This window comes from Burkholderia seminalis, from assembly GCF_001718535.1.
Lineage (GTDB): Bacteria > Pseudomonadota > Gammaproteobacteria > Burkholderiales > Burkholderiaceae > Burkholderia > Burkholderia seminalis.
This window is the reverse complement of sequence record NZ_CP013400.1, coordinates 2,807,658-2,827,827: the sequence shown is the minus strand read 5'-3', so window position 1 is coordinate 2,827,827 and position 20,170 is coordinate 2,807,658. Positions and strand designations below refer to the sequence as shown.

Annotated in this window: 19 protein-coding genes; 6 read left to right on the top strand and 13 right to left on the bottom strand. The window is 68.2% G+C overall.

Annotated features, from left to right (window positions below; translation table 11 throughout):
- Positions 1-56: 56 nt before the first annotated feature.
- Complete coding sequence (locus WJ12_RS33110; RefSeq protein WP_034187728.1) at positions 57-992, bottom strand: LysR family transcriptional regulator; 936 nt, start codon at positions 990-992, stop codon at positions 57-59.
- Positions 993-1,369: 377 nt separating this feature from the next.
- On the opposite strand from WJ12_RS33110, the gene WJ12_RS33105 reads away from it, so the two are divergent.
- Genes WJ12_RS33105 through WJ12_RS33095 form a run of 3 tightly spaced genes read left to right on the top strand, consistent with a single transcriptional unit; the run spans position 1,370 to position 4,188 of the window.
- A complete protein-coding gene (locus tag WJ12_RS33105) occupies positions 1,370-2,806 on the top strand; it encodes an NAD-dependent succinate-semialdehyde dehydrogenase (RefSeq protein WP_059559038.1) in 1,437 nt (478 codons plus the stop codon).
- A gap of 12 nt (positions 2,807-2,818) precedes the next feature.
- A complete protein-coding gene (locus WJ12_RS33100) occupies positions 2,819-3,196 on the top strand; it encodes a carboxymuconolactone decarboxylase family protein (RefSeq protein WP_059559036.1) in 378 nt (125 codons plus the stop codon).
- A complete protein-coding gene (locus WJ12_RS33095; RefSeq protein ID WP_059559032.1) occupies positions 3,193-4,188 on the top strand; it encodes an NAD(P)H-quinone oxidoreductase in 996 nt (331 codons plus the stop codon). The genes WJ12_RS33100 and WJ12_RS33095 overlap by 4 nt, the downstream gene beginning before the upstream one ends.
- Before the next feature lie 177 nt (positions 4,189-4,365).
- Here the strand turns inward: WJ12_RS33095 and WJ12_RS33090 are convergent, their stop codons facing one another.
- Positions 4,366-5,166, bottom strand: coding sequence for an aminoglycoside phosphotransferase family protein (locus tag WJ12_RS33090; RefSeq protein WP_059559030.1), 801 nt, complete (start codon positions 5,164-5,166; stop codon positions 4,366-4,368).
- Positions 5,167-5,409: 243 nt separating this feature from the next.
- Here WJ12_RS33090 and WJ12_RS33085 point away from each other — a divergent pair, with 243 nt between their 5' ends.
- Both WJ12_RS33085 and WJ12_RS33080 read left to right on the top strand, forming a co-directional pair.
- On the top strand, positions 5,410-7,530 hold the full coding sequence (locus tag WJ12_RS33085; RefSeq protein ID WP_059559289.1) for a penicillin-binding protein 1A: 2,121 nt from the start codon (positions 5,410-5,412) through the stop codon (positions 7,528-7,530).
- Positions 7,531-7,538: 8 nt separating this feature from the next.
- On the top strand, positions 7,539-8,150 hold the full coding sequence (locus tag WJ12_RS33080) for a trimeric intracellular cation channel family protein (RefSeq protein ID WP_049030738.1): 612 nt from the start codon (positions 7,539-7,541) through the stop codon (positions 8,148-8,150).
- 31 nt (positions 8,151-8,181) lie between these two features.
- Here WJ12_RS33080 and WJ12_RS33075 read toward each other — a convergent pair whose 3' ends face one another.
- The 10 genes from WJ12_RS33075 to WJ12_RS33030 all read right to left on the bottom strand — a co-directional run bounded on the left by WJ12_RS33075 (position 8,182) and on the right by WJ12_RS33030 (position 17,720).
- The gene (locus WJ12_RS33075; protein ID WP_034187734.1) at positions 8,182-8,565 is read right to left on the bottom strand and encodes a VOC family protein; all 384 of its coding nucleotides are present in this window, start codon (positions 8,563-8,565) and stop codon (positions 8,182-8,184) included.
- 83 nt (positions 8,566-8,648) lie between these two features.
- Complete coding sequence (locus WJ12_RS33070; RefSeq protein ID WP_059559027.1) at positions 8,649-9,470, bottom strand: heme ABC transporter ATP-binding protein; 822 nt, start codon at positions 9,468-9,470, stop codon at positions 8,649-8,651.
- A 19-nt stretch (positions 9,471-9,489) separates the two neighbouring features.
- On the bottom strand, positions 9,490-10,578 hold the full coding sequence (locus WJ12_RS33065; RefSeq protein WP_034187736.1) for a FecCD family ABC transporter permease: 1,089 nt from the start codon (positions 10,576-10,578) through the stop codon (positions 9,490-9,492).
- Positions 10,579-10,593: 15 nt separating this feature from the next.
- On the bottom strand, positions 10,594-11,511 hold the full coding sequence (locus WJ12_RS33060) for a heme/hemin ABC transporter substrate-binding protein (protein WP_059559025.1): 918 nt from the start codon (positions 11,509-11,511) through the stop codon (positions 10,594-10,596).
- Positions 11,508-12,599, bottom strand: a complete 1,092-nt coding sequence (locus WJ12_RS33055; RefSeq protein WP_034187859.1) for a hemin-degrading factor — start codon at positions 12,597-12,599, stop codon at positions 11,508-11,510. The genes WJ12_RS33060 and WJ12_RS33055 overlap by 4 nt, the downstream gene beginning before the upstream one ends.
- A 49-nt stretch (positions 12,600-12,648) precedes the next feature.
- Positions 12,649-14,919: a TonB-dependent hemoglobin/transferrin/lactoferrin family receptor gene (locus WJ12_RS33050; protein WP_059559022.1), complete on the bottom strand. Its 2,271-nt coding sequence runs from the start codon at positions 14,917-14,919 to the stop codon at positions 12,649-12,651.
- A gap of 235 nt (positions 14,920-15,154) precedes the next feature.
- Positions 15,155-15,382 carry a hypothetical protein gene (locus WJ12_RS33045; RefSeq protein WP_049034581.1) on the bottom strand — a complete coding sequence of 76 codons (228 nt, stop codon included), beginning with the start codon at positions 15,380-15,382 and terminating at the stop codon, positions 15,155-15,157.
- A gap of 196 nt (positions 15,383-15,578) precedes the next feature.
- Positions 15,579-15,971 (bottom strand): DUF6232 family protein, encoded by a 393-nt coding sequence (locus WJ12_RS33040; RefSeq protein WP_059559020.1) that lies wholly within the window; start codon positions 15,969-15,971, stop codon positions 15,579-15,581.
- A 124-nt stretch (positions 15,972-16,095) separates the two neighbouring features.
- Positions 16,096-16,356 (bottom strand): DUF2866 domain-containing protein, encoded by a 261-nt coding sequence (locus tag WJ12_RS33035; RefSeq protein ID WP_011548992.1) that lies wholly within the window; start codon positions 16,354-16,356, stop codon positions 16,096-16,098.
- Positions 16,357-16,562: 206 nt separating this feature from the next.
- Complete coding sequence (locus WJ12_RS33030) at positions 16,563-17,720, bottom strand: porin (RefSeq protein ID WP_034187741.1); 1,158 nt, start codon at positions 17,718-17,720, stop codon at positions 16,563-16,565.
- Between the two features lie 308 nt (positions 17,721-18,028).
- On the opposite strand from WJ12_RS33030, the gene WJ12_RS33025 reads away from it, so the two are divergent.
- Entirely contained in the window at positions 18,029-18,835 is an 807-nt protein-coding gene (locus WJ12_RS33025) for a MetQ/NlpA family ABC transporter substrate-binding protein (RefSeq protein ID WP_034187742.1), read from the top strand.
- Positions 18,836-18,970: 135 nt separating this feature from the next.
- On the opposite strand, the gene WJ12_RS33020 is transcribed toward WJ12_RS33025, so the two are convergent.
- Entirely contained in the window at positions 18,971-20,086 is a 1,116-nt protein-coding gene (locus WJ12_RS33020) for a succinylglutamate desuccinylase/aspartoacylase family protein (RefSeq protein ID WP_034187743.1), read from the bottom strand.
- Positions 20,087-20,170 lie beyond the last annotated feature (84 nt).

Genomic DNA, 20,170 nt, shown 5'->3' with positions numbered 1-20,170 from the left:
TCATGGGTTTCCGCGAGTGTCCGGCGCGGCCCCGACCGCGCCGACCGTGGAGCCGGTCATGCGACCGCGATGGCGAGTTCCTCCGCATACGCATTCAAGCGGTCACCGACCCGCACCTTCAGGACATCGATGAACCGTTTGATCTTCGCGTCGACGAACTGACGGGACGAATACACCGCATATACGTTGCGCTGGGCGGTGTGGAATTCGGGCAGGACGCGAACGAGCGATCCTTTGCGCAAATCGTCGATCGCCGAGAAGGCGGCGATCAGCCCGATCCCCGCGCCCTCCTGCAGTACCGTGGACATCGCATCCATGTCGTTGATACTGAAGTGCGATCCCGACGGACGATACACGGCCTCGCCGGCCTTGCCTTGCAGATGCCATTCGTCCGGTGCGTAATCGACCGTGCTGAGGCGCACGCACGTGTGATCGGCGAGATCTTCCACGCACTCGGGCGCCGGATGCCGCGCCAGATAATCGGGCGACGCCGCCAGAATGCAGTGGCTTGCGCCGATCTTCTGGCTCACGTACGCCGAGTCCGGCAGCGTGCGGGCAATCACGACCGCCACGTCGAGCTGCTCTTCGAGCAGATTCGGCATCCGCTGCGACAGCATGAGATCGACCGATACCTCCGGGTAGGCGCTCCGATAGGCCAGCACGGCTTGCGCAACAAGTTGGCGGCCCAATCCCGGAACCGCATGTACGCGCAATACACCACGCGGCTCCAGCAGCGCATCGCGGGCTTCCGCTTCCGCCCGTTCGATGTCCGAGAGGATCGCAACGCTGCGCTCGTAAAAACGCCGCCCCGCATCGGTCACCACGAGCCGTCGCGTCGAGCGCTGCAGCAACCGCGTGTTGAGATTGTCCTCAAGTACCGAGACCGCTCGGGAAATGTTGCCGACAGTCGTATCGAGGTGGTTCGCGACAGCCGTGAAACTGCCCATCTCGACCACTTTCGCAAACACCGACATGGTGTGAACCTTGTCCATTACGCACCCTGGCTTTGAATTTTTCGTCGAATCGCCGCGTTCCGGCCCGCGCGAGCCTGTGATGATAGGGCCCGTGCCTGTTTCGTGCCGTCAGCGTGAAATCCCGTGTCGTTTTTATGCATCCCTTCAATATGCTTTCGTGCCGACGGGGCGATTTTCTCTCCACAGACAAGATTCATTCTTTCCGGCCCCTCTAAGTTGCCGCCCGCTTCACGCCTAGACTGAGTCCCGAAGTCAGGCAGTCGGAGCACCGACGTTTCGAACCCGGGCCCAGCCCGATGCGGCGGATCATCCCGACACGGCGCGGCGCGGGTTCTCCTGTCCGGCTCGCCGCGAACTTAAATTGAATCGTAATCCTAAACATAGAGGTCAATGCCATGGACATCACGTACGACGCACTTCATCTTTTCATCAACGGGGAATGGATCGACGCGGGCGAACGCGAAACGGCGCCGGTGATCAATCCCGCCACGCAAATCGAGATCGGACGCGTCCCGCTGGCGACGGCAGCCGATCTGGATCGCGCCCTGCAAGTCGCCGCCCAGGCGTTCGACGTCTGGCGCCGCACCGTGCCGGCCGAACGCGCGCGCATTCTCAAGCGCGGCGCGGAACTGATGCGCGAGCGTGCCGAGCACATCGCTACCGTCATGACGCTCGAGGAAGGCAAACCGCTGGCGGAAAGCCGCGACGAAGTCCTGCGTGCGGCCGACTACTTCGAATGGTTCGCCGAAGAGGCGCGCCGCATCGACGGCCGCGTCGTGCCGTCCAACCGCCCGGGTGTGCAACAGCTCGTGAAGAAACAGGCGATCGGGCCGGTCGCCGCATTCACGCCGTGGAACTTTCCGGCGATCACCCCGGCGCGCAAGCTCTCGGCCGCACTCGCCGCCGGATGCAGCGTCATCATCAAACCCGGCGAGGAAAGCCCCGCCACGGCGCTCGCGCTGGCGCGCGCACTGGATGACGCCGGTTTGCCGAAGGGCGTGCTTCAAGTCGTATTCGGCGTGCCCGACCAGGTGTCGAAGCACCTGATCGCGTCCCCGGTCATCCGGAAGGTGACGTTCACGGGCTCGGTGCCGATCGGCCGTCTGCTGTCGGCGCGCGCGGCCGAAGGCGTCAAGCCCATCACGCTGGAACTGGGCGGCCACGGGCCCGTCCTCGTATTCAACGATGCGGATGTGGAAAAGGCCGCGGTCGAAGGCGCGGCGAATCGCTTTCGCGGCACGGGCCAGATCTGCATCTCGTCGACGCGCTTCCTGATCCAGCGCGACGTCTACGACGCGTTCGCCGGTCACTTCGTGCGTGCGGCCAACGCGCTCAAGGTCGGGAACGGCATGGAGGCCGGCACGCAGGTCGGGCCGCTGGCGAATCCGCGCCAGCTTGCCAAGATGGAGGAACTCGTCGCCGACGCGGTGGAACGTGGCGCAACGGTTCTCGCCGGCGGAAAGCGTATCGAGGGCGAAGGGTACTTCTTCGAGCCCACGGTCCTCGCCGACGTGCCGAAAGACGCGCGCGTGATGCACGAAGAACCGTTCGGCCCGATCGCGGTGCTGATGCGCTTCGATGGCCTCGCCGACGGGCTCGCCGAAGCGAACCGGTTGCCGTACGGGCTCTCCGCCTATGCGTTCACGAGCAGTGCGCGCATGGCCATCGATGTCGCGGACGGTCTCGAGGCCGGCATGATCGGCATCAACCAGTACCGCATCGTTTCGACCGAACTGCCGTTTGGCGGCATGAAGGAAAGCGGCCACGGCTCGGAAGGCGGTGCCGAGGGCATCGAGTACTACCTCACGCACAAGTTCGTCAGCCAGGCTTGAAGGGGAATCGCCATGTCTCACGCAGATTTCAGCAGCCCGCGGGAAGCCGCACGCGCCTTTACGCCGACGCTCTCGGCATTCGTCGACGACACGCTCTATCCGCGAATCTGGAGCGATCCGGCGCTCTCGCCGCGCGACCGCAGCCTCGTGACCGTCACCGCGCTGATCGCGGGGGGCCATCTCGACGAGTTGCCGGCGCACCTGCGCCGCGCGTTGACGAACGGCGTAACGCGCGAAGAACTCGCCGCGGCGATCACTCACCTCGCGTTCTATGCGGGGTTCCCCGCGGCGATCTCGGCATCCGCCGCGGCGCAGGCGACGCTTGGCGCACCAACCCGGTCCGACGATTTCGCCGGCCATTCATCCACGACGCAGGAAGGTTCGAAATGAAAGCCATCACATTCAACGAATTCGGCGAGGCCGAGGTTCTCCAGCTCGCCGAGGTCCAGGCACCCGAGGTTCGTCCCGACGATCTGCTGGTACGCGTCCATGCCGCGGGCGTGAATCGCGCGGATCTGACGCATCGGCGAGGCGGATACGGCCGGCCGAACTTCGGCGACTCGACGATCATGGGACTCGAAATCGCCGGCGAGGTGATCGAGACCGGACCTGCCGTGCAGGGTTACAAGGTCGGCGATCGTGTCATGGGCGTCGTGGGCGGCGGGGCCTATGCGGAACTGGCGCGCATCGACTGGAGAATGGCGATGCCCATTCCGGCGACGATCGACTACGTGCATGCGGCTGCCATACCGGAAGTCTTCGTCACCGCGCACGAAGCGTTGTTGCATCTTGGCCGCTTGCAGCGCGGCGACTCGGTGCTCATTCATGCCGCGGCGGGCGGGGTCGGTTCCGCGGCGGTCCAGTTGGCCTATGCAACCGGTGCGACGATATTCGCGACTGCCGAAGCTTCGAAGCTGGAACGGATCGTTCAACTGGGTGTGGACCATGCGATCGACTACAAGACGCAGGATTTTTCGGAAGTCGTAGCCAGCAGGACGGACAAACGCGGTGTCGATGTCGTGATCGATTTCGTGGGCGCGCCGTATGTTTCCCGGAATGTCGCGTCATTGGCAAACGGTGGCCGGCTGGTGCAGGTCGGCATACTCGGCGGCGGCGGTGACGTGAGCGTGGGTCTCGAACAGATCCTGTACCGTCATCTGCAAATCATCGGCACGGTGATGAAGTCGCGCGACCCGCGCGAGAAACACGCGATGGTGCGGCGGTTTCGCGAACATTGGCTGGACCGCTTCGCGGGCGGGGCAGGCCTGGAGCCGGTCGTCGACAGCGTGTTTCCGCTCGCCGATGCCGCGGCCGCTCATCGACGGATGGAGTCGGCCGTGAACGTGGGCAAGATCATCCTGACGATGAACGAAAACAGCTGACGTGACGCTTGTTCACGTCGCATGCCGGCGCATGAAGCCGTCCGGCAGTTGCGTGGAGCGAAGCGGCCCCTCGGCGCAACCGGCGCGAGCGACCGCTTCCGGCCGGATACCGGTTGTCCTCGCCGCTTTCCCTTGGAAATCCGGTATGGACCCGCTCTTCACGGTCGGGGCGTATTGCTACAGACCGAGCGCGATTGCCGCGAGTTGCGCAACCTGCAGCCGCGTATCGGGCGGCAGGCCGTCTTCCATCAACCACACGGCCGACAGGCCCGACCACGCGAGAATCCATTGCAGCAGCCGCTGCCGGTCGAGTTGCGCGGCGTCGGTCACGAGCGCGACGCGCCGCTCGAAACGCGCGGGATCGACCGCGATGTCGTGCGCGGGATTGCAGAACAGGTTCGCGTAGTCGAACGCGCGCTCGCCGCGCAGCCCCTTCGGGTCGATCGCGAGCCAGCCTCGATCGCCGAAATGCAGGAGGTTGCCGTGATGGATGTCGCCGTGCAGGACGACTTCGTCGACGGTCGGGGCGGTTTCGGTCAGCAGCAGGCGTGCGACCGCGGCCGAGCGGCGCAGCACGTCGTCGCCCGCGTCACGCGACAGCCATGCATGGAACCACTCGTGCAGCGGCACGACCGGCGGCAACCGCGGCGCACGATGCGCGTGCAGCCGCGCGACGACGTTGCAGGCGATGCGTATCGTGTCGTCGTCGTGGCCCGCTGCCGACAACGCGGTGAGCGTCGGCGCCGGCTGCGCGCGTTCGAGCAGGATCGCGTCGCCGTCGTGCAGCCACACGCGGGCGGCGCCTTGCCCGTGCCACCAGGCCATCAGCGCATTGCCGCGCCGCTCCTCGTCGCAGGTGGCGACCTTCAGCATCGCGGGCCGGCCCTGCCAGACCACGGGCAGCAGGCCGCCGCTCGCGGTCAGGATCGCGCCGCCGTCGGGAACGAGGCCCCACAGGCCAAGGTATCGATCGAACATCACACGATGGTACAAGCGAACCGGAGCGCGTGTCTCGTGCGCGCTGCGGCGACGATACGCCGCAGGCCCGCACATGCCGCGCGGAAGGCTTCCGGCGCGCTTTCCTGAATAAAATTTAGCCTGCCAAACTTTGGCTAAAGAATGTTCCGGTTTCGGGTGATCCCTTCGACAATGCGCGCCTTCCGTGAACGGTCGGCGCTCCTCTCGCGCCGGCCGTCGCGGGCACTGAAGAAGGAGCCCGACATGACCGACCACACCGCCAACCCGTCACCGCCACCCGCCCCGCCGCCGCGCCGCGGACGCGTGTGGCGCACGCTCGCGGGCGTGCTGCTGGGCCTGACGCTTGCGTGCGCGGGCATCGGCGTTTGGACGATCAATCGCATCTGGACGCAACTGCCGTCCGTCGAGCATCTGGCCGTCTATCGTCCCGCGCTGCCGCTGCGGATTTTCTCGCGCGACGGCGACCTGCTGGCCGAATACGGCGTCGAGCGGCGCGAGTTCGTGCCGCTCGAACGCATCCCGCCGCTGATGCGGCACGCGCTGCTCGCGGCCGAGGACGCGAAGTTCTACGCGCACGGCGCGGTCGATGTCGGCGGCCTCGCGCGCGCGACGTTCGCGAACGTCGTGACGGGGCAGCCCGGGCAGGGCGGCAGCACGATCACGATGCAGGTCGCGCGCAACTTCTACCTGACGCGCGACAAGGTGCTGAGCCGCAAGCTCGCCGAGATCCTGATGGCCGCCAAGCTCGAGCGCGAGTACAGCAAGGACAAGCTGCTCGAGCTGTACATGAACGAGATCTACCTGGGCGAGCGCGCGTACGGTTTCGCGGCCGCCGCGAACGTGTATTTCGGCAAGCCGCTCGACGCGCTGAGCGCGGGCGAAGCGGCCGTGCTCGCGGGGCTGCCGAAGGCGCCCTCCGCGTTCAACCCGGTCGTCAACCCGGCGCGCGCGACCGCGCGGCGCGACTACGTGCTCGGCCGCATGCATGCGCTCGGCCAGCTCGACGACGCGACGTATCGCGCGGCCGTCGATGCGCCGATCGTGCTGGCGACCACGCCGCCGCCGGGGATCGTCGCGGCGCCGTACGTCGCCGAGCGCGCACGCCGGATGATGGTCGAGCGGTTTCACGACGACGCTTACACGCTCGGCCTCGACGTGACGACGACGATCTCGATGCGCGACCAGCGCGCGGCCGAAGCAGCGCTCGAGCGCACGCTGAACCGGCAGCCGCGCGCGAAGCGCGATGCGCGCAATGGGCTCGAGGGCGCGCTCGTGTCGCTCGATGCGGCAACCGGCGACATGCTGGCACTGGTCGGCGGCGCGAATTTCAATCGCAACGTGTTCGACCATGCGCTGCAGGCGTATCGCCAGCCGGGCTCGAGCTTCAAGCCGTTCGTCTATTCGGCGGCGCTGGAGAAGGGCTACTTCCCGGGCGTGCTGGTCGACGACACGCAGCGCACGCTCACGCGCGCGGAAACCGGCGCGCAGCCGTGGCGGCCGCGCAATTTCGGCAACCGCTACGAGGGCTTCATCCCGGTGCGGCGGGGGCTCGTGCGCTCGAAGAACCTGGTCGCGGTCAGCCTGATGCAGGCCACCGACGCGCGTTACGTGCAGCAGCACGCGGTGCGTTTCGGTTTCGACGCGCAGCGCAATCCGGCGTCGCTGCCGCTCGCGCTCGGCGCGGGCGCCGTGACGCCGCTCGAACTCGCGAGCGCCTACAGCGTGTTCGCGAACGGCGGCACGCGGATGGAGCCGCGCCTGATCCTGTCGGTGAAACAGCGTCACGGCGGCGCGATGTACGAGGCGACCGCGCCGTCGGGCGAGCGCGTCGTCTCGGCGCGCAACGCATTCGTGATGGACAGCATGCTGCGCGACGTCGTGCGCGCCGGCACCGCGCGCGGCGCGCTCGCGCTGCGCCGCGACGACGCGGCCGGCAAGACGGGCACGTCGAACGGGTCGAAGGACGTATGGTTCGCCGGCTACTCGTCGGGCATCGTCGCGGTCGCGTGGCTCGGCTACGACACGCCGCGCCCGATGGGGCGCGCGACCGGCGCGACGCTCGCGCTGCCGGTCTGGCTCGACTACATGAAGATGGCCGTCGACGGGCGCACGCCGGTCGACGCGACGCCGCCGCAGGACGTCGCGCTCGTCGATGGCGACTTCGTCTACGCCGAATACGCGCACGGCGCCTGCACGGCCGACGTGCCGGCGTATATTCGCAGCCGCTTCGCGTGCGGCGGCGCGCCGGCAACCGACAAGCCCGACGCGCCGGGCGACAGCGGCAAGCCCGACGAGCCGATGCCCGCGGCTGTCGATGCGGCCGAGCGCGAACGTGTGCTCGACCTGTTCCGGACCGACGACTGACGCGCGCCATGCATACGCTTTATCTGATTGCGATCGTCGCGGAAGCGATGTCGGGGGCGCTGATGGGCATGCGCCGCGGGATGGACCGTTTCGGGCTCGCGCTCGTCGGCGCGGTGACGGCGCTCGGCGGCGGCACCGTGCGCGACGTGCTGCTCGGCCACTATCCGCTCGGCTGGATCGCGCATCCGGAGTATCTGGTGATCACGCTGGTCGCGGCGACCGTCGCGTCGTGGGCCGCGCGGCACGTCGCGCGGATGAAGACGCTGTTCGTCACCGTCGATGCGATCGGCCTCGCGGCGTTCACGATCATCGGCTGCGACGTCGGCGCGTCGACCGGCATCGCGCCGATCATCGTCGTGCTGGCCGGCGCGATCACGGGCGTGTGCGGCGGGATGCTGCGCGACCTGCTGTGCAACGAGATGCCGCTGATCCTGCGCGAGGAGCTCTATGCAAGCGTCGCGTTCGTCACCGGTGCGCTGTACGTCGGCATGCCGCATCTCGGCATCGACGCGGATGTCGCGACGATCGTCGCGCTCGCGGCCGGGTTCTCGATGCGGATGCTCGCCGTGCGGCTCGGCTGGAAGATGCGGACGTTCGGCGCGGCGGACCTGGAGCACTGAGCGCTCGCGGCCACGTCGACCGGGACGGCGTTCAGTCGGGCTGCATCATCTGAAAGACGTTTCCTTCCGGATCGATGCCGTCGACCATCCGGTACGGGAAGCCGTCGTAGCGCTTGAGATCGCGCACGGCCACGCCGTCGCGGGCGAGCCGGTCGCGATGCGCGTCGATATCGGCATCGATCCGGAAGACGAGCTTGACGTGACGGGTGCCGGCGTTCGCGTGCGCGGGCACGGCCGTGTGGCGGAACGCCGGGCCGGCCCGATGCAGCGCGAGTTCGACCGCACCGGCGTCGAGCACGACCCATTCGCCGTCGATCTCCTCGATGACGGGCAACGCGAAATACCGCTGGTAGAACGCTTTCAGCAACGCGACGTCGTGGACGTACAGGATGATGCGAGTCATCGGAACGGGCATGGGGCGCCTCGAAGGAAAGGGGCAAACGATCTCGAATGAAAGCGGCGGACGATCGCGGGCATCGAGCCGTGCGGCGCCCGGCGCTACGCGGGCACCATCACCGGCGGCGCACCGTCGCCGGTGTCCACCATCTTTACCGCGAATCCATAGCATTGCGCGATATGCGCGGGCGTCATCACGTCGCGCGGTGCGCCGTGCGCGACGATCGTGCCGTCGGCGAGCATCGCGATCGTATCCGCGTGCCGCGCGGCGAGGTTCGGATCGTGAACGATCGCGAGCACGCCGAGCTGCCATTCGCGTGCAACCGCGCGCACGGTGTCGAGCAGGCGATGCTGGTGCGCGAGATCGAGCGCGGCGGTCGGCTCGTCGAGCAGCAGGTAGCGCGGGCCGCGTTCCGCTGCGTCGTCGTCCGGCCACAGCTGCGCGAGTACGCGGGCGAACTGCACGCGTGCGAGCTCGCCGCCCGACAGCGTCGTCACGTCGCGGCCGACGAGCGCATCGGCGCCCGCGCGTTCGAGCGCAAGCCACGCGATGTCGCGATCGCGGCGGGACGTCGCGCCGCTGCGTCGCGCATGCGGATAGCGGCCGAGCAGCACGATTTCGTCGACGCTGAAGGGGAACGCCGCCTGCGCGGCCTGCGGCAGCACCGCGCGCAGGCACGCGAGCCGCGGCGCGTCGATGCATTGGAGCGGCTCGCCGTTCAGCGTGACGTCGCCCGTCACGCGCACGCCGTTCGGCGCGACGCTGCCGGTCAGTTCGCCGGCGAAGGTTTTCAGCAGCGTGCTCTTGCCCGCGCCGTTGCGGCCGAGCAGCGCGGTCACGCGGCCGGGTTCGATCGACAGCGACAGGTCGCGCAGGATCGCGTGGTGCCGGCGGGCGACGTCGAGGTGGTGGGCGGTCAGCATGGTCGTCGTGAGGAAGGGATTACCCGCCGAGCGCGCCGCGGCTCTTCCACAGCAGCGCGAGGAAGAACGGTGCGCCGAGCAGCGCGGTCAGCACGCCGAGCGGAATGTCGGCCGGCGCGGCGACGGTGCGCGCGGCGAGATCGGCGGCGAGCGTCAGCAACGCGCCGAGCAGGGCGGCGCCGGGCAGCACGATGCGCTGGTCGGGGCCGCACGCGAGCCGCACGCAATGCGGCGCGACGAGCCCGATGAAGCCGATGATGCCCGCGCACGAGACGAGCGCGCCGACCGCGAGCGCGACCGCGACGAGCACACGCCGCTTCAGCCGCTGCACGGGCACGCCGAGATGCAATGCCTCGGTTTCGCCGAGCTGCAGTGCGTTCAGCGCGTCGCGTTCGCGCGCGAGCAGCACGCAGCCGATCGCGACGCATGGCGCGACGGCCGCCAGCGCGGGCCATTGCGCGCCGCCGAGGCTGCCGAGGCTCCAGAAGGTTAGCGAGCGCAACTGCGCGTCGTCGGCGACGAACGTGAGCAGGCCGATCGCCGCGCCGGCCAGCGCGTTGATCGCGATGCCGGCGAGCAGCAGCAGCGGCAGCGCGAGCCGGCCGCGCGACGCGGCGAGCCGATAAACGAGCGCGGCGACCGCGAGCGCGCCCACGAACGCGGCGACGGGCAGCGCGGCCGCGCTCACGTGCGCGGCAAAGAGCGCGGGGCCGAGCACGATCATCGTCGTCGCGCCGAGCGCGGCGCCGCTCGACACGCCGACGAGGCCCGGATCGGCGAGCGGATTGCGGAACAGCGCCTGCATCGCGGCACCGGTCGCGCCGAAGCCGCCGCCGACCAGCAGCGCGAGCGCGACGCGCGGCGCGCGGATGTCAAGCAGCACCGCGCGCGCCTGCTGCGCGGCGGCATCGCCGCTCAGGGCGGCCCAGGCCTCCGCGAGCGGAATGCGATACGCGCCGACGCACAGCGCGACGACGGACATCGCGCACACGAGCACGGCGAGCGCGGCCAGGGTGAACGGCGCCAGGCGGCGCGACGTGCCGACGCGCGCGGCGCCGGCGCGCGAGGCGGGCGACGGCGCGGAGAAGGGCGAAGCGTGAGCGGGCATCGAGATGATCCGGAATCAGGCGAGCGCATCCGACAGGCGTCGGTGCAGGGTCGTGACGGCGAGCGGCAGGCGCGGGCCGAAGCCGAGCAGCAACAGCGCGTCGAGCGACACCACGCGCCGCGCGCGGCCGGCCGGCGTCGCACCGAAACCCGGCGTTGCCAGTAGCGCGGCGCGACCGCCGACGGCGGCCAGCCCTTCGTCGGAGATCAGCACGACGTCGGGCGCGGCGGCCGCGAGTGCCTCGGTCGTCAGCGGCTTGTAGTGATCGAAGCCCTGCATCGCGTTGCGCGCGCCCGCATAGCGGATCATTGCGTCGGCGGCCGTGCGCTGGCCGCCGACGAGCGCCTGGTTGCCGGTATGGTTCAGCACGAACAGCACGCGCGGCGGTTGCACGCCGGCAGGCGCGCGCGCGGCGACCGCGTCACGCGCGGCCTGCCAGTCGCGCTCGAAACGTTGCAGCAACGCGGTGCCGGCCTCGCGCACGTCGAGCGCCTGCGCGATGCCCGTGATCTTCGCGCGCACCGATTCGACGTCGTGGCGTTCGTCGAACGTCGTGATCGTGACGCCGGCGCTTTTCACCTGCGCGATCGCGGTGGGCGGGCCGGCTTCCGCCGACGCGAGCACGAGATCGGGGCGCAGCGACAGCAGCCCTTCGGCCGACAGCGCGCGCTGGTAGCCCACTTTCGGCAAACGCTTCGCGGCGTCGGGATACGTACAGGTCGTGTCGGCGCCGACGAGCCGGTAGCGCGGCGTCTCGGCACCGCCGAGCGCGAACGCGGTTTCCGCGAGCGCGCCGCCGATCACGACCACGCGCTTCGGGGCGGCCTGCGCAGCCTGGGCGAGCACGCTGCCGGGCAGCGCGCCCGCGAGCGCGCCGGCCGCCGCGCCCGCGAGCACGGCGCGGCGGCGCGGATCGAACGGCCGCGCGCTCACCGCGCGCCCCCGCGTGCGGCCGCCGGCAGCGTCGCGACGAGCGCACGCCAGTCGTCGCGTTCGACCTTGCCCGGCTTGCGTTCGCCGAACAGCAGCGCGACGTGGTCGCCCTGCCGGTCGAACAGTTCGAGCGACGTGACGATGCCGTCGCTCGTCGGTTTCTTCACGACCCAGGCGGCGGCGATCAGGTCTTCGCGGACATGCAGGTTGAAGCCGGGGTCGAGCACGTTGATCCATGCGCCGACCTCGCGCACGTTCGCGACGGGACCCGTGTGGATCTGGATCATCCCCGCGTTGCCGACGAACACCATGATCGGCTGGCCGCTTTGTGCCGCCTGCTGAAGCACGTGGCGCAGCGCATGCGCGGTTTCGACCGGATATGCATGGTGCGGCTCGGCGAGACGCAGCGCCTGCATGCGGCTCACGCCGAAGCGCTGCGTGATGCCGAAGAACTGGTGCGTGTCGGTCATCGCTTCCCACGCGGCGCGGAAGCCCGCGACGTCGATCTCGGTGTCGGCACGCTCGGGTGTTTTCGGTGCGGCGGGCGCGACGTCGAGGCCCGGCTCCTGCGACGGCGCACGCCAGCGTTCGACGAACGCGTCGTACGCGGCGTGGTCGCTGTGCGCGCGCAGGTACACCTTGTGGATCGCATGGCCTTGCGCGTCGAAGAACTGCAGGCTCTTCAGCGGGCCGTGCGCGGTTTCGTCGCGCACCGCGAACGCCGACACCCAGTGACGATAGAAGATGCGCAGGTCGATGTCGCCGAGCGCGAGGCCGACCGGGCCGTCGTGGCTCATCTGCGCATATTCGCCGTCCTTCTCGTGGACGGCCGTGTCGTTGCGCGTGAGCGCCATCACGCGGCCGAGGCGCGGCATTTCCTCGAACATCGCCGGAAAGCGCGCGTCGAGCCGCACGACGTGCTCGCCGACGAACGCGGCAAGCGCCTCGCCTTCGCTGACGCCGAGCGCCTGGGCGACGTCGCGGTTGCGCAGCTGACGCTCGGTCTTGAGCTTGATGAATGCGTCGCGCAGCGCGGCGGCCGCACGGGCCGGGCCGGCCGATTGACCGGGAAGGGCGGATTGCATCATGTCGGACTCCTTCAAGTAGCGGTTGGGGTGGGTGCGCGGGCGATGCGCATCAGAAATCCACTTTCATGCTGACGGCGACCGTGCGGCCGGGCGACGAATACGCGTCGAGCACCTGCGAATCGGCCGCGATGCCGCGCACGTCCGACCAGTTCCAGTACTTGCGGTCGAACAGGTTGCGGATGCCGATCGTCGCGCTCACGTGCTTGCTGAAGCGGTAGCCGCCGCGCAGGTCGACGACCAACGACGACGGCGGCGTGAAGCACGCCTTGTTCGAGCAATCGGACTTGTCGACGTCCTTGTCGCGTTTCGCGGCCTGGAACAGCAGGTCGGTCTGCACGAACCAGCGCTCGCTCGGCTCATAACGCACGCCGAACACGGCGGAGAAAGGGTTGACGGTGTTCAGCGGCTGGCTGGCCGCGCCGTCGTTCTGCGTCGAGCCCTTCGTGAACGCCATCGCCGTCTTCAGCGTGATGCCGTTCGGCATCACCCATTCGGCGCGGCCTTCGAGGCCGTGGATGCGCGCGTCGGCGAAGTTCACGTACTGGAACACGAACGGGTCCGACGGCCGGCCGGCGCCGGCGATCGTCGTGCGCGAGATGAAGTTGCGGTAGCGGCCCGTGAACGCGGCCGCGCTGTAGCGCACGACGCCGTAGCCGGTGCCGGCCTTGCCGCGCAGGCCGGCTTCGAACGTGTCGCTCGTCTCGGGCTTCAGGTTCGGATTGCCGATCGACGTGTAGCCGTACACGGGGTTCGAGAAGCTGCTGTTCACCTGGTCGGGCGTCGGCGCGCGGAAGCCGTGCGCGTACTGCACGTACGGAATGACGGCCGGCGTGATCTCGTAGAGCACGGCGACGCGCGGCGACAGTTCGTTCGCACTCGTCGACACGGCCTTGCCGGTGAACAGCGGATCGTTTTCGGTCGGGCTCAGCCGGTACGTGTCGAAGCGCAGGCCCGGCGTGACGAGCAGGCGGCCGTAGCCGATCTGGTCCTGCACGAACGCGCCGAACAACGTGTAGTCGGTGTCGGGGAACGCCTTGTTCGGGAACGCTTCGCCGACGCCCGGCACCGTGCCGTCGCGCAGGTTCGTCACGCGCGACAGGCTGCCGTCGACGCCATACAGCAGCTTGTGCGCGAACGGGCCGGTCGCGAAGCCGCTTTCGGCGAACGCGGAGCCGCCGAACGTGCGTTCCCGGTACTGGTTGTCGCGCGAACGCGATTTCAGCGGCGCGCCGCGCGTCTCGAACGCGTACTGGTCCTGCTTCGCGTCCTGGTAGTAGAACTGCAGGTGCGCGGTCTGGAACCAGCGGAACGCGTCGTCGCGGAAGTCGTAGTCGACGCTGAAGCGGTTGCGCTCGAGCCGGTCGTGGGTCGTGAGGCCGAGCGTGGTCGGCGGGTTGATCGCCGACAGCACGTCGGTGCTCACGCGCCGCTGCACCGTTTCCGCGGTGAACTTGAAGGTGTCGCGCGTGGTGGGCGTCAGCACGAGCTTGCCGAGCAGCGATTCCGAATAGACGTCCTGCGGGTTCGACGTCGTGCGCAGCGTGCTCGCCGAATGGTTGCTGCCGCGCGTATCGACTTCGTGGCCGCGCCGGCCGTCGGCGATGATCATCCCCAGGATGCGGTCGTTGCCGCCCGCGGCCGACACGGTCGCGCCGATGCTGCGGTCGGCCGAGTCGTAGCTTGGCCGGAACGAGAAGTAGTACGGCTTGTCGTAGATCGACAGCAGGTCGCGCGGGTCCTTCGTGATGAAGTTCACCGCGCCGGTCAGGCCGTCGCTGCCGTACAGCGCCGATGCCGGCCCGCGCAGGATCTCGATGCGCTTGAGCGTGTCGAGGTCGGCGTAGTCGCCGCGCCCCGCTTCGAGCGGGCCGAACGAGAACGCGTTCGGCAGGCGGATGCCGTCTTCCATCAGCAGCACGCGGTTGCCCTCGAGGCCGCGGATGTTGATGCTCGAATCGCCGTCGCGGCCGCCGCCGAGCGCGGCGCTGCCCGGCCGGTACGCGGTGCGGCGCACCGTGATGCCGGGCTCATAGCGCAGTGCATCCTTGATGTTGGTGGCCTGCTGTTCCTCGAGATCCTCGTCGGTGATCACCGACACGGATGCCGCCGTGCGGCTCGCGGCGGTGGCGGTGCGGGTGGCCGTGACGGTGACGGGGTCGAGCAGCGCCGCGTCGCCGCGCTCGGACGCGGCGACGAGGACGGCGGAAGGCGGGTTGGCGCCTTGCGGCGACGAATCGGCGTGAGCCGTGGCGGCGGACAGGCCGAACGCGCCGAACAGCGCGGCACAGATCGGCCGCCGCGCCAGCGAATAACAATGCACAGGTGGTCTCCCATTGACGATAACAAGCCCGAAGGCTGGCTGGGTGACGCGTTCACCTGGCTGGCCCGTTTGCGCGCGGCAGGCGGCAAACGGCGAATTGAAAGGCAACTGACAACTTTACCAGTGTAAATGAGAATTATTATCAATACAAGGATGAAAGGCGGCGTGAGTGAGCGCTCGCGTGCGCGGCTCGCACGCGCGGCGGCAGCCCTTTCGGGAGCCGTGCGCGCGCCGGTCAGGCCAGCGCTTCGATGCGGATCAGCAGGTTGCGCGCGTGCGCGATGAACGCTTCGTGCGTCGCGCGATCGCTGTGGACGTCGAGGCCGGCCTGTTCGGCGAAGACGATCTGTTCGGTGTAGAGGTCGACGAGCGCGCGGCGTGCGTCAGGGGGCAGCGCGCGGATCATCGACACGATCAGCAATTCCTGCGCGCGAAGCGTGCCGGACAGCGACTGGACGTTCATGCTGGCCTCCTCGGACGATGCGGCGGCGCGCCGCTCCTTCCATACTAGGCGGTCGGCGCGCGCGGCGCAGGCGCGGGGCGGGCGATGACGTGCGGGAAGACGGTTCGCCGAGGCAGCCGCACGTGCCGACACGTGCCGGCACGCACCGCGTGCGTCCGGCAACCGTGAATCGAAGCGTGCAGCCGCGTGAAGGGGATCAGTTGGCGGGAGTGGCGGTCCTGGCGGCCCGTGCATCGCGCACGACCTGCGCGACGCGTTCGACGAACGCGGCGTCGGTGCTCGACAGCGCTTCGCGCTTGCCGTCGGGCATCTCGACCATCAGCCGGTACGTGATGTCCTGCGTGGCCCAGGCGAGGTAGCCGACGACGACGAGCATCACGCCGACGACGAGCGCGGCGCTCGATGCGCCGATGCCGCCTGCGACGGCGATGGCCGCGCCGATCAGCGAGATCAGCGACGGAACGAGGCGGTTCTTGGGAATCTTGACGACATCGACGTGACGGATGTCACGCAGTGCGAATACCTGCCCGGCGGCCGACAGGCCGTTGCGCGTGACCATGACGCCACGTTCGTTGAATGCGTTTTCCATCGTGTGTTGCGTGGACGAAAACGCGCAGCGTAGCAGGTTTCGTTGCCGCGTCAAACGAGACCGACTGCCGCACGATGCGTGCGGCGCGGCCGACAGGCGGGACGCGGGTGGCGCGGGAGCGCGGTCAGAACTGCAGCCGGCCGTCGCCGTAAAGGCGGCCCGGCACGTGCGAGGCGACGACCTCGGCGATCTCTTCGTCGGTCGATTCGGCCGGCACGATCTGGCGCCGTGCGGGGGCGTCGAGATGCATCGTCCATTCGACGAGCCGATACGGTCGGCCCCACGGGCGCTGCATTTCGACCGAGACGCGGCAACTCTGGACCGGCAGCGAGTGTTGGCACGTCAGAATCGCGTGCAGATGGCTGAAAACGGTATCTTCGATCATCATGGCCTCCGATCCTGTCTTGTGGGCAATCGATGGCGGCGCCGTCGGCATTTAAAAAAAAAGCCGCCGATGCTCAGGCGGCCAACAGGGGGGGTGAGAGCATCGTCTCAGCCCAGAATTAAGCGAAACTTAAAAGCCCATAAAAAAGCGCCCCGCGTGGAGCGGGGCGCTTCTTGCCGTCGTGATCCGCGAGTTAAGCGGACGCTTTAGAACTTGTGACGGATACCGATACGAGCGGCGATCTGGTTCTTCGAACCCGTGCCCGACGTGTTGAAGTAGCTCGTGCTCGAGCCGATCTGCGCTTGCACGCCCTTGCCCGAAGCCTGCTGGTACACGACCAGGCCGTACACGTCCGTTCGCTTGCTGAGTGCGTAGTCGGCGATACCGTTGACCTGGTTCCAGTGCCACGAATTGCCGTTCTGCGTCGCGTTCGTGTACGTGTAGCCGAGGCCGCCCGACAGGGCCGGCGTGAACGCGTACTTCGCGCCTGCTTCGTATGCGTTGTAGAACGTGCCGCCCGCGCCCGAAACGGTCGAGAACTGCGTACGCGTCCACAGCAGCCATGCCGTTGCCGGCCCCCAGACGTAGCGGCCGCCGACGCCGTACGTGCGCAGGTCGCGGACGTTGCCCGTGCTCAGGTTCGCGATCGTCGTCGAGAAGGCCGGCGACGACTGGCTCGGGTAGCGGATGTCCGTGTAGGCGGCGCCGACCGAGACCGGGCCGTTCGCGTAGTTCAGGCCGAAGCTGTATGCGCGCGACGAGCCTGCCGTCGTCGTCGTGCCCGACGTCGTGGCCGGTGCGCCCGCGAAGTCCGTCGAGTTCGAGAAGCCGTACAACGCGCCGAACGTGAAGCCCGAGTAGTTCGCGCTCTGGAACTTCACGGCGTTGTTGATGCGGCTCGACGTGAGCTGGTCGATGTCGTTCACGTGGTACGCGTAGTTGCCCGCGACCGTGTTGCCGCCCGTCGAGTAGTTCGAACCGAGGATGTCGGTCGAGAACGAGTACTGGCGGCCGAACGTGACCGTGCCGTACTGCGACTGGCTCAGGCCGACGTAAGCCTGGCGGCCGAAGATCGCGCCACCCTGGCCGATCGTGCCGTTGCCGCTGTTGAAGCCGTTTTCGAGCACGAAGATCGCCTTCAGGCCGCCACCGAGGTCTTCGGTGCCGCGCAGGCCCCAACGGCTGCCCTGGGCAACGCCGTCGTCGTACTTGAACAGCTTGCCCGTGCCGCCGTTGGCGGTCTTGCTGTGGTTCACGTAGCTGATACCGGCATCGATGACGCCGTACAGCGTCACGCTGCTTTGTGCGTGCGCCGTGCCGGCCGTTGCTGCCAGGGCGGCGATGGTCAACAGTTTCTTGTTCAAAGGATTCTCCGAGCGAATAAATGGCGTGTCCAGTTGCGGTTCCGGCGCTCTCTCTGGGCGCTTTCACGGACCGGCCGCAACTTTATCGGCGGGGCACGTAATGAATATGACAGCGACTGTCATATGAAGAATGTGTGGCGCCGATGCGACACCGAATTCTGCCCGGGTTGGCCAGCGGGGGTTATACCGATTTCGGCAGAGAATCGATCCCGATCCGGAATATGCACATGAAATAAGCTTGGTTTGTCGCGTTCGGGCCCCGTGTCACGATCCGTGCTCCAACAAACGACACGGGACAAGAGGACACCATGCGACGTTCGATCCTGACCGGCCTCGGCGCACTCGCCGCCGCGCTGGCATTCGCGGCGCCCGGCGCGCACGCCGATCCGCAAACGCTGAAGATCGGCACGATGAGCGGCCCCGACGCGCAGATCTGGACCGAAGTGACGAAGGTCGCCGCGCGCGAAGGGCTCGCGATCAAGGTCATCGAATTCAACGACTACGTGCAGCCGAACGCGGCGCTCGATTCGGGCGACCTCGACGCGAACGGCTTCCAGCACCAGCCGTTCCTCGACAGCCAGATCAAGCAGCGCGGTTACAGGATCGTGAACGTCGGGCTCACCTACACGGCGCCGATGGGCTTCTACTCGAAGAAGCTCAAGTCCCTGAAGGACTTGCCGGTGGGGGCGAAGGTCGGCATCCAGAACGACCCGTCGAACGGCAATCGCGCGCTGCTGCTGCTGCAGAAGTACGGCGTGATCAAGCTGAAGCCGGGCGTCGGCACGAACGGCGTGAACGCGACGCCGCTCGACGTCGCCGAGAACCCGAAGAAGATCAAGATCGTCGAACTCGACGCCGCGCAGTTGCCGCGCGCGCTGCCCGACGTCGATGCCGCGTCGATCAATACCGACTACGCGGTGAAGGCCGGGCTGACGCCGGTGAAGGACGCGATCGCGATCGAGGACCTGCGCGGGCCGTACGCGAACCTGATCGCGGTGCGTGCACAGGACAAGGACAAGCCGTGGGTGAAGAAGCTCGTCGCGGCCTATGAATCGGACGACGTGCGCAAGTTCATCGACCAGAAGTTCGGCGGCGCGATCGTGCCGGCATTCTGAACGGTCTTCACGCCGAACGGCCGGCGGCCGTCGCCGGCCGCCGACGTGCCCTCCGGAAAGCGAATCGCCCGCGCAAGCGGGCGATTTCGTTGGTGCGTGCGCTGCGCGCCGTGGCCCGGCGCGCGGGCCGCGCGCTCAGGCCGACAGCAGCGAACCCGTGCGGATCGCGGTCGCGCCGGCGACGCGCGCGACTTCCATGCCGGCCGTCGCGAAGCGCACGATCTGGCGCGCGTACAGCACGCCCGATACGCTGCTTTTCAGCGTGACGACGCGATCGGTCAGCGGATCGACGATGTCGGCCACGGCCTGGCCCGCCTCGATCATCGCGCCGACCGGCGTGCGGAACACGATCACGCCCGACACCGGCGCGACAAGCGGATCGGTGCCCGCGAGCGGCGTGGCCGGATGCGCGAGCGGCGGCAGCGGCGCCGGCGTGCCGTCGACGATGCCGCGCTCGGTCAGGTACTCGACGATGGCCTGTGCGTCCTTTTCGGCGAGTTCGTACGACACGTCGCGTTCGCTGCGCAGTTCCACCGTGACGGAAATCGCGCCGTTCGGGATCGGGAAGCGGTCGCCGAAACGGCTGCGCAGATCCGACCAGCAGAAGCTGTGGATTTCGTCGAACGGGTTGCCGACCGAATTCAGCGCGAGCAGCGACGCCTGCGCGTCGAGATAGCGCGACAGCGGCTCGACGTCCGGCCACAGGTCGGGATTCGTGTAGAGGTGCATCACCGCATCGCTGTCGCAGTGCAGGTCGAGCACGATATCGGCGTCGAACGACAGCTTCTGCAGCGCGAGGCGCTGCGAGTCGAGTTCGGTGCGCGGTTTCTGCTCGTCGAGCGCTTCGCGCATCGCGGCGCGAACGGCGACGAGGTTGCGCTGCGCGTCGTTCGTGAGATGGTGTTCGACGCGCGGCAGCACCAGTGCCGCGAGATCGTAGAAATTGCGGTTGAAGTTCTGCATCGAGCCGAGCTCGAAGCGGCCGAGGTGATCGCCGAACACGTGCTGCGACAGGCCGATCGGGTTCGGCACGGGCACGACCACGATTTCGCCGCGCAGCTTGCCGGCCGTCTCGAGCGCGGCGATCTTGCGGCGCAGCAGCGTGGCGACCAGCATGCCGGGCAGTTCGTCCGCATGCAGCGACGACTGGATGTAGACCTTCTTGCCGCCGCGCGGGCCGTAGTGGAAGCTCGTGATCTGGCGTTCGGTGCCGACGGCGGGGGAAATCAGCGGATGGGTCTGCGTTTGCATGATGGGGGAGTGCGGCGCAGCCGCGAAGGATCCGGTGTGCGTGGAAGGACGATTGTACGTTGCCTGCGTCGTCGCCATCAAACC